Origin of the sequence: Mesorhizobium sp. NZP2298 (assembly GCF_013170825.1) — a bacterium.
GTDB lineage: Bacteria > Pseudomonadota > Alphaproteobacteria > Rhizobiales > Rhizobiaceae > Mesorhizobium.
In genome coordinates this window covers 955150-969480 of the sequence record NZ_CP033365.1, presented here as the reverse complement: position 1 = coordinate 969480, position 14331 = coordinate 955150, and the positions used below count along the sequence as shown (strand labels likewise).

11 protein-coding genes are annotated in these 14331 nt (G+C 63.0%); 2 read left to right on the top strand and 9 right to left on the bottom strand.

All coding sequences use genetic code 11. The annotated features are described in order from the left end of the window. Positions 1-2: 2 nt before the first annotated feature. On the bottom strand, positions 3-1235 hold the full coding sequence (locus tag EB231_RS04595; protein ID WP_172347792.1) for a 3-methyl-2-oxobutanoate dehydrogenase (2-methylpropanoyl-transferring) subunit alpha: 1233 nt from the start codon (positions 1233-1235) through the stop codon (positions 3-5). Between the two features lie 539 nt (positions 1236-1774). Here EB231_RS04595 and holA point away from each other — a divergent pair. Then, entirely contained in the window at positions 1775-2818 is a 1044-nt protein-coding gene (gene holA / locus EB231_RS04590; RefSeq protein ID WP_172347791.1) for a DNA polymerase III subunit delta, read from the top strand. A 366-nt stretch (positions 2819-3184) separates the two neighbouring features. Here the strand turns inward: holA and EB231_RS04580 are convergent, their stop codons facing one another. The 5 genes from EB231_RS04580 to mnmE all read right to left on the bottom strand — a co-directional run bounded on the left by EB231_RS04580 (position 3185) and on the right by mnmE (position 9102). After that, positions 3185-4072 carry a ParB/RepB/Spo0J family partition protein gene (locus EB231_RS04580; RefSeq protein WP_172347790.1) on the bottom strand — a complete coding sequence of 296 codons (888 nt, stop codon included), beginning with the start codon at positions 4070-4072 and terminating at the stop codon, positions 3185-3187. Positions 4073-4137: 65 nt separating this feature from the next. Next, positions 4138-4938, bottom strand: coding sequence for a ParA family protein (locus tag EB231_RS04575; RefSeq protein WP_172352811.1), 801 nt, complete (start codon positions 4936-4938; stop codon positions 4138-4140). A 54-nt stretch (positions 4939-4992) separates the two neighbouring features. Further along, positions 4993-5625 carry a 16S rRNA (guanine(527)-N(7))-methyltransferase RsmG gene (gene rsmG, locus EB231_RS04570; protein WP_172347789.1) on the bottom strand — a complete coding sequence of 211 codons (633 nt, stop codon included), beginning with the start codon at positions 5623-5625 and terminating at the stop codon, positions 4993-4995. After that, entirely contained in the window at positions 5622-7511 is a 1890-nt protein-coding gene (gene mnmG / locus EB231_RS04565; RefSeq protein ID WP_172347788.1) for a tRNA uridine-5-carboxymethylaminomethyl(34) synthesis enzyme MnmG, read from the bottom strand. The genes rsmG and mnmG overlap by 4 nt, the downstream gene beginning before the upstream one ends. Before the next feature lie 259 nt (positions 7512-7770). After that, entirely contained in the window at positions 7771-9102 is a 1332-nt protein-coding gene (mnmE, locus tag EB231_RS04560) for a tRNA uridine-5-carboxymethylaminomethyl(34) synthesis GTPase MnmE (RefSeq protein ID WP_172347787.1), read from the bottom strand. 66 nt (positions 9103-9168) lie between these two features. On the opposite strand from mnmE, the gene EB231_RS04555 reads away from it, so the two are divergent. Continuing rightward, positions 9169-11187: a thioredoxin domain-containing protein gene (locus tag EB231_RS04555; RefSeq protein ID WP_172347786.1), complete on the top strand. Its 2019-nt coding sequence runs from the start codon at positions 9169-9171 to the stop codon at positions 11185-11187. 71 nt (positions 11188-11258) lie between these two features. On the opposite strand, the gene rho is transcribed toward EB231_RS04555, so the two are convergent. The 3 genes from rho to hemE all read right to left on the bottom strand — a co-directional run bounded on the left by rho (position 11259) and on the right by hemE (position 14309). After that, entirely contained in the window at positions 11259-12524 is a 1266-nt protein-coding gene (gene rho / locus EB231_RS04550) for a transcription termination factor Rho (RefSeq protein WP_081294988.1), read from the bottom strand. 217 nt (positions 12525-12741) lie between these two features. Further along, positions 12742-13278 (bottom strand): protoporphyrinogen oxidase HemJ, encoded by a 537-nt coding sequence (gene hemJ / locus EB231_RS04545; RefSeq protein ID WP_172347785.1) that lies wholly within the window; start codon positions 13276-13278, stop codon positions 12742-12744. Further along, positions 13278-14309 carry a uroporphyrinogen decarboxylase gene (gene hemE, locus EB231_RS04540; protein ID WP_172347784.1) on the bottom strand — a complete coding sequence of 344 codons (1032 nt, stop codon included), beginning with the start codon at positions 14307-14309 and terminating at the stop codon, positions 13278-13280. Before hemE ends, hemJ begins: the two co-directional genes overlap by 1 nt. Between the last annotated feature and the right edge of the window lie 22 nt (positions 14310-14331).

Below are 14331 nucleotides of genomic sequence, written 5' to 3'. Positions count from 1 at the left end.
GCTCAGACTCCCGCCTGCTGTCGCTGGCGTCTGAGATGCGGCGGCATCTCGGCGTAGAGGCCCTCGAACATGTCGCGCGTCGACGGCTTGCCGCCGGCATGCAGCGTGCCGTGGCTTTCCGCCTCCTTCTGCGCCGCGATCACCGTATCGAGGATTTCGGCCTCCGCCTGCGCATGCCGCTCATCCGACCAGACGCCGAGCCCGATCAGATGGTTCTTCAGCCGCACGATCGGGTCGCCGAGCGGCCAGGCGTCGGATTCGGTCTTCGGCCGGTAGGCGGAAGGATCGTCCGAGCTGGAATGCGCGCCGGCGCGGTAGGTGACGTATTCGACCAGCGTCGGTCCGAGATTCTTGCGCGCGCGCTCCGCCGCCCATTTGGCCACCGCATGCACGGCGAGATAATCATTGCCGTCGACGCGCAGCGACGGGATGCCGAAGCCGAGACCGCGCGCCGCGAACGTGCCGGAGCCACCGCGTGCGATGCCTTGAAAGGTCGAGATCGCCCACTGGTTGTTGACGACGTTGAGTATCACCGGCGCCTTGTAGGTGGAGGCGAACACCAGGGCCGAATGAAAATCGGATTCCGCCGTCGAGCCGTCGCCGATCCAGGCCGCCGCGATCTTCGAATCGTTCGAGATCGCGGAAGCCATCGCCCAGCCGACCGCCTGGATATACTGAGTTGCCAGATTGCCGGAGATCGAGAAGAAGCCGTGCTCCTTCGAGGAATACATGACCGGCAGCTGCCGGCCCTTCAGCGGGTCGGCCTCGTTGGAATAGATCTGGTTCATCATGGTGACCATCGGATAGCCGTCGGCGATGAGCAGGCCGGCCTGGCGATAGGTCGGGAAATTCATGTCGCCCGGCTCGAGCGCCTTGCGGAAAGCGCAACTCACCGCCTCTTCGCCCAGATGCTGCATGTAGAAGGAGGTCTTGCCCTGGCGCTGCGCCATCTGCATGCGCGCATCGAAGGTCCGCAGCGTCATCATGTGACGCAGGCCTTCCAGCAGCTCATCATTGGAAAGCAGCCCTGCCCACGGGCCGACGGCTTCGCCATTGCGGTTCAGCACGCGGATGATCGAGAAAGCCATGTCGCGGATGGTGCGCGGATCGACATCGATATCGGGGCGCGGCACCGAGCCGGCCTTGGCGATGGTCACGTTGGAAAAGTCAGGCGTGCCGCCCGGCCGCACTTCCGGCTCCGGAACGTGGAAACGCAACATCCCAGCATCGGCCATGACCTTTGTCCTCCAATGTTGCCTGGCGCCGATATTTGCACATCCGCGCCGCCAGGCCAGAGCGAATTCGTCGGGCAAGCCTTTCGCATCGGGCCAGCGAACCGGCCGATCCAGCCTCCCGAGTACAAGATGAAGATATGTCCGCGAAATTTCTTGTCGATGTTTCATCGCGGCGCGCAATTTGGCGCAAGATTGGCCCGGGGTTTCCGCCAGATAAGGCGATTGGGCGGCAACAGCTGGGTTCCTTTTCCCTCGTGAGGACGTCCGATCGACGGAAGGTGAGAAGCGAGGGTTGGCCAGGCTTGGCTTCCTTCCTCTCCCCCGTCGACCGGGAGAGAGGTGTCGAGTGTCCGGCCGGATAGATAGGTAACAGAATGGACCGACAGCATGGGCGACAGTTTTCCTATCCCCACCGATTGGGGGGAGAGGTGGCGTCAAGCCTGCGAACCCGAGTTTCTCCCCTCCCGATCCGACACCCTCGCGAGGAACCCAGGCTGGAAGCCGTTCACCCGGCGCTCACGCTGTGCTAACCACCCTCCATGGCACAGAAGAAAGCTTTCGAGGTCGATTCCTGGCTCGCGAAGCCGGACGCGCGCATGTCGATCGTCCTGCTTTACGGCCCCGACCGCGGCCTCGTCTCCGAGCGCGCCAAGGCCTTTGCCGAAAAGACCGGCCTGCCGCTCGACGACCCGTTCTCCGTGGTGCGGCTCGAGGGCTCGGAGGTCGACCGCGACGAGGGCCGGCTGCTCGACGAGGCCCGCACCGTGCCGATGTTTTCCGACCGGCGCCTGCTTTGGGTGCGCAATGCCACCGGGCAGAAGGCGCTGGCCGAGGACGTCAAGGCGCTGACGGCGGAGCCGGCGCGCGATGCCATCATCCTGATCGAGGCCGGCGATCTCAAGAAAGGCGTCGGCCTGCGCGCCGTGGTCGAGGGCGCGGACAACGCCATGGCGCTGCCTTGCTATGCCGATGAAGCCCGCGATATCGACACCGTCATCGACGACGAGCTGCGCAAGGCCGGCATGTCGATGACCATGGAAGCCAGACAGGCGCTGCGCCGCAATCTCGGCGGCGACCGGCTGGCCTCGCGCGGCGAGATCGAAAAGCTCATTCTCTATGCCCACGGCCAGAAGGACATCGGCCTGGAAGAGGTCCGGGCCATGTCGGGCGACGTGTCCGGTGCCTCTTTCGACGACGCCGTCGACGCGCTGCTCGAAGGCAAGGTCGGCGACTTCGACACCGCCTTCACCCGCCATTGCCAGTCCGGCGGCCCGCCCTTCCTGGTGCTCTCCTCCGCCATGCGCCAGTTGCAGCAGATCCAGATCATGCGCGGCCAGATGGACTCTGGCGGCCGCAACGCCGCGTCGGTCGTTGCCGGCGCCCGCCCACCGGTCTTCTTCTCAAGGCGCAAGCTGGTGGAGAAGGCGCTCGATCGCTGGAGCAGCGAGGCGCTCAGCCGCGCGCTGACCCGGCTGCAGACCGCCGTATTGCAGACACGGCGGCGGCCGGATCTTTCGGTGGCACTGGCACGACAGGCGCTGCTGGGGATTGCGGTGGAAAGCGCGAGGCTGGGGCAGCGGTAGGAGAACGCTCTTCCCTGCTTCCATTGGTCAATTCATCATCATGGCGCCCGCCGGCTGAAAGGTTGGCAGCGTCTGTGGAAAGACGAGCACCGCCGCGCCATAAAGCAGCAGGGCGACACCCGACACCTTTGCGATCCCATCTCCTGACGGGAGAGCCTTTTCCACAAGGGTCGGTGCGGCTGGATGCGACCTCCTTGCGGCGAATCGAGGCTAGCACCAGGTCGTACCGACCTCTTCTGGCCTGCCGGCCATCTCCCCCTAAAGGGGTAAGATCAGCGCTTCGGCCTTTTGCCCAATCACCAGCGCCATAAAAGAAGGGCCGGCCTGGCAGCCAGCCCTTGAATCCAAGATAAGTTCGTCGGCTAATTACCGCTCCTGCTTCAACCTCCGGCACAGCTCATCGAGCTGCTCCAGCGAGCGATACGAAACGCGAAGTTCGCCGCCCTTGCCCTTGTGATCGATGGCCACGATCATGCCGAGCGTGTCGGTCATCAGCTTTTCCAGCGCCAGCGTGTCGGTGTCCTTTTCCGGCGCGGCTTGCGCCTGCTTCGGCTTGGAAGGCGTCGGACCCGCCGGCATCTGGGCCAGCGCCTCGGCCTGGCGCACCGAAAGGCCCTCTTCGACGATGCGCTTGGCGAGACCCGCCGGATCGTCCGCCGTCACCAGCGTGCGGGCGTGGCCGGCCGACAGCGCGCCGTCGACCAGCATGTCGCGGATCACTTCCGGCAGCTTCAGCAGCCTGAGCGTGTTGGCGACATGGCTGCGGCTCTTGCCGATGACGTTGCCGAGATCGGCCTGGGTGTAGCCGTGCTCGTCGATCAATTGCTGGTAGCCCAGCGCCTCCTCGACCGCGTTGAGGTCGGTGCGCTGGACGTTCTCGATGATCGCCAGTTCAAGTGCGGTGCGGTCGTTGACTTCGCGGATGATGACCGGGATCTCGGTCAGCCCGGCGCGCTGCGCCGCCCGCCAGCGGCGCTCGCCGGCGATGATCTCGTAGCGCCCGGCCTGCGTCGGCGACGGCCGCGCCACCACCGGCTGCACCACGCCATGTTCGCGGATCGACTGGGCAAGGTCGGTCAGTTCGGCGTCGCCAAAGTGCCGGCGCGGGTTTTTCGGGTTCGGACTGAGGAACTCGATCGGCACCTTGCCATCGGCGCTCATGCCGGGCTTTTCCGGTGCCGCCGGGCGATCGATTTCTCCGATCAGGGCGGCCAGTCCACGGCCCAGTCTTTTTCTCGAAAGGTCTTCGCTCATGTCTATTCCAAAGTCTCAAGATCGTTTCGGTATCGAATCGGCTGTTAATTATGCATCCGATCTAATCAAGCGGCGCGCAATTTGCGCTCGCGGCGGATCACTTCCGAGGCCAGTTGCAGATAGGCTTGGCTGCCCGAGCACTTCAGATCGTAAAGGATCGCCGGCTTGCCGTAGGACGGCGCCTCGGACACCCGCACATTGCGCGGAATGATGGTCTCGTAGACCTTATCGCCCATATGCTCGCGCACATCCTGGACCACCTGGTTGGCCAGATTGTTGCGGCCGTCATACATGGTCAGCACGATACCCTGGATGGTGAGGTCCGGATTGATAGACCGGCGCACCTGCTCGACAGTCTCCAGCAGCTGGCTCAGGCCTTCAAGCGCGAAGAACTCACATTGCAGTGGCACCAGCACCGAATCGGCGGCCGCCATCGAGTTGAGCGTGAGCAGATTGAGCGACGGCGGGCAGTCGATCAGCACATAACCGAAACCCGCCGAACGCGCCGAGGCCGCACGCAAGGCGTTGCGCAGCCGCAGCACCCGGTCCGGCGCCGAGGCGATCTCCATCTCGATGCCGAGCAGATCGAGCGTCGACGGCACGATGGACAGGCCAGGCACGGCTGTCGGAATGGCCGCGGCTTCCAGCTCAAGCGCGCCCGTCAGCACATCGTAGGACGACACGGTCCGGTCCTTGCGGTCGATACCGAGGCCGGTGCTGGCATTGCCTTGCGGATCGAGATCGACGATCAGCACCTTTTCGCCGATTGCGGCCAAGGCGGTGGCCAGGTTGATGGCGGTGGTGGTCTTGCCGACACCGCCCTTCTGGTTGGCTACGGTGATGATTCGGGGGCCGTTCTTCATCATGGGTTTATGCCAGAAATTCATTTTGGGTCGCCAGATAGCTCGACAAGTCGAAGATCAGACAGGTCGCAGATTTGACAGTTCAAGGATGACGCCATGCGGGTCCGTCACACTGGGATGTTCTACCAGATCGAAGGACCATCGGTTAACGCTTTCTTGCACTTCCGCGCGATAATCCCGGCCTTTGTGGAACAGCCCGCGCGCGCCTGATGTCAACCAGGGCGCCGACAGGTCGAGAAGGACCGAAAGCGAGGCCAGAGCCCGCGCCGTAACGATTTGCGGTGTCGCAACAACACCATGGCTGTCCTCGATGCGGCGCGCCACGACCCGAGCCGGCAGGTTGAACTGGCCGACGACAGTCTGCAGGAACGAAGCCTTTTTGCGGTTGCTTTCCACCAGATCGATACTGGCCCCAGGGCGCTCGGCGAGCAGGAAGGCCATGACGAGGCCTGGAAATCCGCCGCCGGAACCGATGTCGGCCCAACGCACGGCACCGGGTTCTATGCGGGCGAGCTGTGCGCTGTCCAATATATGGCGTTGCCAGACATCGCCTGAGGTCGACTGCGCCACGAGATTGATGCTGCGGTTCCATTTCTGGAACATCTGTTCGAACGCCACCAGGCGGTCGAATGTTTCACGTGAAACCGGGCCGGCGGCGGCCTCCAGTCTCTCCAGGGAAAAAGAGCTCACGCAACGTCCCTTTGTTCGCTCCGGGGCTTCTGCGCGCTCTCATGATGCCGGACATGAGCGACAATGATCGCCAGCGCCGCCGGCGTCATGCCCTCCATGCGCTGGGCATCCGCGATGGAACGAGGCCGGCGTGCCTGCATCTTCTGCTTCAACTCGTTCGACAGCCCAGGAACGCCTGCGAAATCGACCGTCTCTGGGATCAGCCGGCTCTCCTCATGGCGAATCTGTGCAACATCCGTCTTCTGGCGATCGAGGTAGACGGAATATTTCGCCTCCGTTTCGAGGCGCTCGGCGGTCTTGGCATCGATCGCGGCAAATTTCGGCTCTATCCTGGCCAGCCAGGCGACATCGACGCCGGGATAGGCCAGCAATTCATAGGCAGACCGGCGCACGCCGTCCCGATTGATCTCCAGCCCGTGCCGTGCCGCCTCATTGGGCGTCATGGCCAGGGCCTTGGCTAGATCTCGCGCGGCGTCGAGACGCTGCATGACATCGCCATAGCGTCGCCTCCGTTGCGCCGAGGCAATCCCCAGCCTCTCCGCCAGCGGCGTCAGCCGCTCATCGGCATTGTCGGCGCGCAGCGACAGCCGGAATTCGGCACGCGAGGTAAACATCCGGTAGGGTTCGCTGATGCCGCGACTGGTGAGATCATCGACCATCACACCGATATAAGCCTCGGTGCGGCTGAGCACGATCTGTTCCCCGCCCGCCGCCCGGCGCGCCGCGTTGAGCCCCGCAAGCAAGCCTTGTCCGGCGGCCTCTTCATATCCGGTCGTGCCGTTGATCTGTCCGGCCAGGAACAGTCCGGCGACCCGTCTGGTTTCCAGCGTCTGATGCAGCTCGCGCGGATCGACATGATCATATTCAATGGCATAGCCGGGCTGCAGCATCACCGCGCGCTCCAGCCCCGGAATGGTTTTGAGGATATCGAGCTGCACATCCTCGGGCAGCGAAGTCGAAATCCCGTTCGGATAGACCGTATCGTCATCGAGCCCTTCCGGCTCGAGAAAGATCTGATGGCCGTCCCGGTCGCCGAACTTGACGATCTTGTCTTCGATCGACGGGCAATAACGCGGGCCGACGCCTTCGATGGAGCCGGAATACATGGCGGAGCGGCCAAGGTTGGCGCGGATCAGCTCGTGCGTGGCGGCCGTCGTGCGCGTGATGCCGCAGTCGATCTGCGGTGTTTCGATGCGGTCGGTCATCAGTGAGAACGGCACCGGATCTTCGTCCGCCGCCTGCCGGTCCAGTGAAGCCCAGTCAATGGTCTTTCCATCCAGCCGCGGCGGCGTTCCGGTCTTCAGCCGGCCAAGCTTGAAGCCCGCACGATCCATGGTCGCCGACAGGCCGAGGCTCGCCTGCTCGTTCATGCGGCCGGCAACAATCTTCTTCTCGCCGATATGAATGAGTCCGCGCAGGAAGGTGCCAGTCGTCAGGACCACGGCGCCGCAAGCCAGCCTTCTGCCGTCTGCCAGCAGAACGGCGGCGATCTTGCCGTTGTCAATCTCGAAATCCAGAACCTCGGCCTCAACCACATCGAGATCGTTCTGCTGCCGAATCGCTTCTTGCATCGCAAGGCGATAGAGCTTCCTGTCGGCCTGCGTGCGGGGCCCGCGGACCGCCGGGCCCTTGCGCCGGTTCAGCAGACGGAACTGGATGCCGGCGGCATCCGCCACACGGCCCATCAGGCCGTCCATGGCGTCAATCTCGCGCACCAGATGGCCCTTGCCGAGGCCGCCAATCGCCGGATTGCATGACATGACACCGATGGTGTCGAAGCGCAGCGTTACCAGTGCGGTTCTGGCACCGGCGCGCGCGGCGGCGCTGGCCGCCTCGCAACCCGCATGGCCACCGCCCACCACAACCACATCATAGTGATCGCTCATTTCAAATTTCCCGGACTCAAAGATTGAGGGACACATGTCCCCGCAAGGCGGGGCTGTCAAGAAAACTTCGCAGCAAGTTTCACGTGAAACAGGATGAGAGCCAAGCTCGACAATGTTTCACGTGAGTCAGCAGTGCACCTATTGTTTCACGTGAGTCATGGCTGAGAATTGCCGAAGCGTCCCCGATTTCGTCATCCAAAGGCAAAGCAGGGTTTCCGTCAATCAGCCCCGTCTCGCCAAAACCTTTGTTTCACGTGAGTCACTTCCCAATGCAGAACTGTCCGAAAATCACATCGAGCATATCCTCGACATCGATGGCACCGACGATCCGGCCCAGGCGATCCGCCGCCAGCCGCAATTCCTCGGCGCGCAGTTCTTGGCCCGCGCTACCGTCATCCGTGGCGCGAAGCAGATGCCGATTGGCGTCCCCAAGCAGTTCGACATGGCGCAGGCGCGACGGCAGAACATCGCCGATGTCACCGGCAGCTTCCGTCGCGCGTCGGGCGATTTCAGCAAGCAGCGCTTCCACGCCAGTCCCCTTTACGGTTGAAATAACAAGGTCATAGCGACCGGCCGCTTCCCGAGCCGTCTGCCCGTCCAGCAGGTCGACCTTGGTGCCAACGCGCAGCAAAGCTGCTGCACCCGGCAACGGGCCGACATCACCGGGAGACAGAATATCCTCCAGCAGCAGCAAGAGATCGGCACGATCCGCCTTGGCCCGCGCCTTTTCTATGCCGATCGCCTCCACCTTGCCCGGCGCGTCGCGCAACCCGGCCGTATCCGTCAGCCTGACGCGCATACCGTCGAGATCAAGCAGCACCTCAAGCAGGTCCCGTGTCGTGCCCGGTTCATCCGTTACTATAGCTGCATCGCGTCGCGCCAAGGCGTTGAACAGACTCGACTTGCCGGCATTCGGCGCACCGAGGATGACCACCTCGAACCCCTCGCGGATGATCTCGGCGGTGCGAAATCCGGCGACGTGGCGATCGATTTCCGCGATCATCGCCCTCACATCGGACCAGACCGTATCCGAAACGGAACCCGGCACATCGTCTTCCTCGGCGAAGTCGATCTCCGCCTCGATCATGGCGCGCGCATGGATCAGCCGCCGGCGCCAGCCGAGATAAAGCGCGCTCTGAGCGCCCTCCGCATTCTGGATGGCAAAGCGACGCTGCGCCTCGGTTTCGGCATTGACCAGATCCGCCAGTGCCTCGGTTTCGACCAGGTCGACCTTGCCATTGAGAAAGGCTCGACGCGTGAATTCGCCTGGTTCCGCGTGCCTGACGCCGTCAAAAGCGACGATCGTCTCGAGCATTCTGGCTACAACGGCGCGTCCGCCATGGACATGGAATTCGGCCACGTCCTCTCCGGTAAAGCTGGCTGGGCCCGGAAAGAAGACGACGAGCCCGCTGTCCAGCACGGATCCATCCGGTGCCCTGAACGTGCGCAGAACCGCCGCACGGGCCTTAACCATACCGCCCGCAATCGTTTCGACAACGAATCGAGTTTGCGGACCGGAAATACGCAGCACGGCAACGCCGGCCGGAAGTCGGCCGCTGGACAGCGCTACGATCGAATCGCCTGAAATCATTTGCCCGCTCTGCTGAACCGCCCTAGCTTCCGCCACACGTTGAACCGAGTTACCCCGAGTTCCATTGTGACACTGCCCGCGCAAAACCTGCTTGCCGACGAGGCCAGCCCCTACCTGCAGCAGCACAGCGGCAACCCCGTCCATTGGCGGGCCTGGTCGCCGGCTTCGCTCGAGGAAGCGAAGGCCCTCGACAAGCCGATCCTGCTTTCCGTCGGCTATGCCGCCTGCCACTGGTGCCATGTCATGGCCCATGAAAGCTTCGAGAATGACGCGGTCGCCGCCGTCATGAACCGTCTGTTCGTCAATATCAAGGTCGACCGCGAGGAGCGCCCGGACATCGACCAGATCTATATGGCGGCCTTGTCCTCGATGGGCGAACAAGGCGGCTGGCCGCTGACCATGTTCCTGACCCCCGATGGCAAGCCGTTCTGGGGCGGCACCTATTTCCCGCGCGAGTCGCGCTATGGCCGCCCGGGATTCACCCAGGTGATGGAAGCGGTCGACAAGGCCTGGCGGGAAAAGCGCGCCAGCCTGAATCAGAGCGCCGATGGCCTGACCAGCCATGTCGAAGCGCGGCTCTCCGGCACGCACGCCAAGGAGAGCCTTGACGGCGGGACGCTGAGCGACCTCGCCGGCCGCATCGACGGCATGATCGATCGCGACCTTGGCGGCCTGCGCGGCGCCCCGAAATTCCCCAACGCGCCATTCATGCTCACGCTCTGGCTCTCCTGGCTGCGCGACGGCAACGCCACGCATCGCGACGACGTGCTCATCAGCCTCGAACAGATGCTCGGCGGCGGCATCTACGATCATATCGGAGGCGGACTCAGCCGATACTCGACCGACGCCGAATGGCTGGTGCCACATTTCGAGAAGATGCTCTACGACAATGCGGAGCTCGTCCGCTTCTGCAACTGGGCCTATGCCGCGAGCGGCAATGATTTGTTCCGGATACGAATCGAAGAGACGGTTGAGTGGCTTCTGCGCGAAATGCGCGTCGACGGCGGTGCTTTCGCCGCCAGCCTCGACGCCGACAGCGATGGTGAGGAAGGTCTTTTCTACACCTGGAGCCGAGAGGAAGTGGAAACCGTCCTCGGTGACGATTCTGCATTGTTTTTCAACTACTTCACACTCTCCAGCCCGCATGGCTGGGAAGGCAAGCCGGTTGTCCATCAAACCCGCGCTCAGCAAATCCGGGGCGTGGGCGAGCGCGAACGATTGATCCCGCTCAAGGAGCGGCTTCTCGCCGTCCGGGAAGAGCGGGTCAGGCCGGGCCTGGATGCAAAGACCCTCACCGACTGGAACGGCCAGATGATAGCTGCGCTCGCCGGGGCCGGCCGCTCGCTGAACCGGCACGACTGGATCGAGGTCGCGGCAAAAGCCTTTGCCCATATCGTCGCGGCCGGCCACGACAAGCGCTTGCCGCATTCCATGCTCGGCCGCAGAAAACTCTTCCCCGCTCTGTCGAGCGACTATGCCGCCATGGCCAACGCCGCCATCTCGCTGTTCGAAGCGTCAGGCGATTGGAATTATGTCGATCAGGCCAGCGGGTTCGTCGAACAACTCGACCGTTGGCACGCCGACGCCACGGGGACGGGTTACTATCTGACCGCTTCGGACAGCACCGACGTGCCGATCCGCATCAGGGGCGATGTGGACGAGGCCATTTCGTCAGCCACCAGCCAGATCATCGAAGCGCTGGTCCGGCTCGCCTCCGTCACTGGCGATCTCGACCTGCAGGAAAAGGCCTGGCAGGTCGCCGAGCACGCGGCCGGCCGCGCCGCGCATCAGGCCTATGGCCAGGCGGGCATCATCAATGCCTGTTCGCTTGCAATCGAGCCCCTGAAACTGGTCATCGTGGACAGGCCGGAAGATCCGAAGCTCGTTCCGGTTGCGAATCGATGCCCTGACCCACGCCGCGTCGACATCATTACGACGATTGGTTCGGAGGCGAATCGACCGCTTCTGCCCGGCGGCATCTTCCCGCCGACCAACAGACCAGGCGCCTGGCTTTGTACCGGGCAGGTCTGTCTGCCGGCGGTGACGGATGCGGAGGAACTGGAACAGTTGTTGCGGCGGAGATGAATCGCCAGCCCGGCGCTGGCCCGCTCCGCTGCGCGGATCCGACCCTCCCCACAAGGGGGAGGGTAAGCGCTTTACGTGTTCATCGAATCGAAGAAATCGGCGTTGGTCTTGGTCTGCTTCAGCTTGTCGATGAGGAATTCGATCGCGTCGGTGGTTCCCATCGGCGCCAGGATGCGGCGCAGCACGAAGATCTTCTGCAGGTCGGAGCGCGGAACCAGCAGGTCTTCCTTGCGGGTGCCAGACTTCAATATATCCATGGCCGGATAGATGCGCTTGTCGGCGACCTTGCGGTCGAGCACGATTTCCGAATTGCCGGTGCCCTTGAACTCTTCGAAGATGACTTCGTCCATGCGGCTCCCGGTGTCGATCAGCGCCGTGGCGATGATGGTCAGCGAGCCGCCTTCCTCGATGTTGCGCGCCGCACCGAAGAAGCGCTTCGGGCGCTGCAGCGCGTTGGCGTCGACACCGCCGGTCAGCACCTTGCCGGATGACGGCACCACGGTGTTGTAGGCGCGGCCCAGACGGGTGATGGAATCAAGCAGGATGACGACGTCACGGCCATGTTCGACCAGGCGCTTGGCCTTTTCGATGACCATTTCGGCGACCTGGACGTGGCGCACCGCCGGTTCGTCGAAGGTCGAGGAGACGACCTCGCCCTTCACCGAGCGCTGCATGTCGGTCACTTCTTCCGGCCGCTCGTCGATCAGAAGCACGATCAGATAGCATTCGGGGTGATTGGTGGTGATCGAGTGGGCGATGTTCTGCAGCAGCACCGTCTTGCCGGTGCGCGGCTGCGCCACGATCAGGGCGCGCTGGCCCTTGCCGAGCGGCGCTACCAGGTCGATGACGCGCGGCGAGATGTCCTTGGAGGTCGGAACCTCCATTTCCATCTTCAGCCGCGAGGTCGGATAGAGCGGCGTCAGATTGTCGAAGTGGATCTTGTGACGGATCTTTTCGGGATCGTCGAAATTGATGGTGTTGACCTTGAGCAGCGCGAAATAGCGCTCGCCCTCTTTCGGGCTGCGGATCGGCCCTTCGACCGTATCGCCGGTCTTCAGCGAAAAGCGCCGGATCTGCGACGGCGAAATATAGATGTCGTCGGGACCTGGCAGATAGTTGGCGTTGGCCGAGCGCAGGAAGCCGAAACCGTCCTGAAGCACTTCGACCACACCGTCGCCGATGATCTCGACGTCCTGGGCGGCCAGCTTCTTCAGGATCGCGAACATCAGCTCCTGCTTGCGCATGACGCTGGCATTCTCGACCTCGAGCGATTCGGCATAAGCGATCAGCTCTGGCGGTTTCTTGTTCTTGAATTCGGTAAGTTTCATTTCTTGCATAGACGGACTCTGGGTGAGCTTTGGGAAAAAATATCGGCGGGATGCGACAAATGCCGGGCGCGGCCGAAAACAATGAGGGGCGGCGCATGACGGGAAGGAAGACCCGTCTTTTATCGTCGGTCGGATGAAAGAGCAAGCCGCGTTTTGCGGGCCGAAAAAGGCCCGGAGCGCGGCATGTCGTTATCCAGAAACCGCGACCACCTTCGCGCGGCCTGCGTCAGAATGGCTTGACGACAACCAGGATCACGATCGCGATCATCAGCAATGTGGGGATCTCGTTGATCATCCGCCAGTGCTTCGCGGACTTTTCATTGCGATCTTCAGCGAATTTCCGCACCGCGCCGGAAAGATAGCCATGTACACCGGACAACAGAAGCACCAGGCCGATCTTGGCGTGCAGCCAGCCGCCCTGGAAGCCAAAGACTTTCCAGGCAAGCCACAGCCCGAACACCCAGGTGACGATCATCGCCGGATTGATGATGCCGCGCAGCAGGCGCCGCTCCATCACCTTGAAGGTCTCCGACTGCACCGAGCCTTTCTCGGCATCGACGTGGTAGACGAACAGCCGCGGCAGATAGAGCATGCCGGCCATCCAGGAGATGACGGCGAGGATATGGATCGCCTTCGCCCAGGGGTAAAAGCTGTCGGGTGCGACGAAAAACAGAAGCGCTGTCAGCACAATCAGGACGCCGATGCTGATGATCATGCGCATCATCGCCTGGGAGGTGCTGTTTGTGTGGTTCATCTCAGCCATCAGCGTACCGCGCTCCTCACCTGTTTCACCATTGCCTCGACATGCGCGATCGGTGTCTCCGGCGTGATGCCGTGGCCGAGATTGAAGATCAGCGGTCCGTCACCCAGAGCCTTCAGGATGGTATCGACGCCATCGGACAGCGCCTTGCCGCCAGCCACGAGACGCAAGGGATCGAGATTGCCCTGAACGGCACCCGAGCGCTGCAGGTCCTTCGCCGCCGCCAGCGGCACGGTCCAGTCGATCCCCAGGCCCGTTACGCCGGTCTTCTGGCGATAGGTCCGGTAGCGGGCGCCGGCGCCCTTGGGAAAACCGATGATCGGCACATCGGGATGGACCGCCCGGACCTGCCTGACGATCTCGGCCACTGGCCAGACGCAAAACTGGTCGAACGACGCATCGTCGAGCACGCCGGACCAGGAATCGAAAATCTGCACGACGTCGGCGCCGGCCTCGATCTGGCGGATCAGATAGGCCGCCGAATGGTCGGCAAGCACCTGCAGAAGATGTTGGAACGCCGCCGGCTCACGATAGGCGAACAGCCGCGCCGGCGCCTGGTCAGGCGTTCCATGGCCGGCAATCATGTAGGTCGCCACCGTCCACGGCGCGCCGCAGAAGCCGATCAGGGTGGTTTCATCAGGCAGTTTTGCCCGCAACCGGCGAACCGTCTCATAGACCGGTTCGAGATTCACGTGAAACACATCGCTTTGCAGAGCCATGATCTCGGCAACCGAGATCGGCGTCAAAAGCGGTCCTCGCCCTTCTTCAAAGCGTACGTCGCGGCCGAGCGCATGCGGAACGACAAGGATATCCGAGAACAGGATCGAGGCATCGAAGCCGAAGCGCTCGATTGGCTGCAGCGTCACTTCGACGGCGAGGTCGGGATCGTAGCAAAGGTCGAGGAACGAACCGGCGCGCCTGCGTGTTTCACGATACTCAGGCAGATAGCGCCCGGCCTGACGCATCATCCAGAGCGGAGGCGGGAACACTGCCTCGCCCTTCAGGACGTCCAGCATGATCCGGCTTTTGGACATTGAGCGCTCGCCTCTCCCAGCC

Excerpts from the sequence above, each read along its gene's own strand:
- EB231_RS04595 (WP_172347792.1), bottom strand. The coding sequence starts at position 1,235 with ATGGCCGATGCTGGGATGTTGCGTTTCCACGTTCCGGAGCCGGAAGTG.
- holA (WP_172347791.1), top strand. The coding sequence starts at position 1,775 with ATGGCACAGAAGAAAGCTTTCGAGGTCGATTCCTGGCTCGCGAAGCCG.
- EB231_RS04580 (WP_172347790.1), bottom strand. The coding sequence starts at position 4,072 with ATGAGCGAAGACCTTTCGAGAAAAAGACTGGGCCGTGGACTGGCCGCC.
- EB231_RS04575 (WP_172352811.1), bottom strand. The coding sequence starts at position 4,938 with ATGATGAAGAACGGCCCCCGAATCATCACCGTAGCCAACCAGAAGGGC.
- mnmG (WP_172347788.1), bottom strand. The coding sequence starts at position 7,511 with ATGAGCGATCACTATGATGTGGTTGTGGTGGGCGGTGGCCATGCGGGT.
- mnmE (WP_172347787.1), bottom strand. The coding sequence starts at position 9,102 with ATGATTTCAGGCGATTCGATCGTAGCGCTGTCCAGCGGCCGACTTCCG.
- rho (WP_081294988.1), bottom strand. The coding sequence starts at position 12,524 with ATGCAAGAAATGAAACTTACCGAATTCAAGAACAAGAAACCGCCAGAG.
- hemJ (WP_172347785.1), bottom strand. The coding sequence starts at position 13,278 with ATGGCTGAGATGAACCACACAAACAGCACCTCCCAGGCGATGATGCGC.
- hemE (WP_172347784.1), bottom strand. The coding sequence starts at position 14,309 with ATGTCCAAAAGCCGGATCATGCTGGACGTCCTGAAGGGCGAGGCAGTG.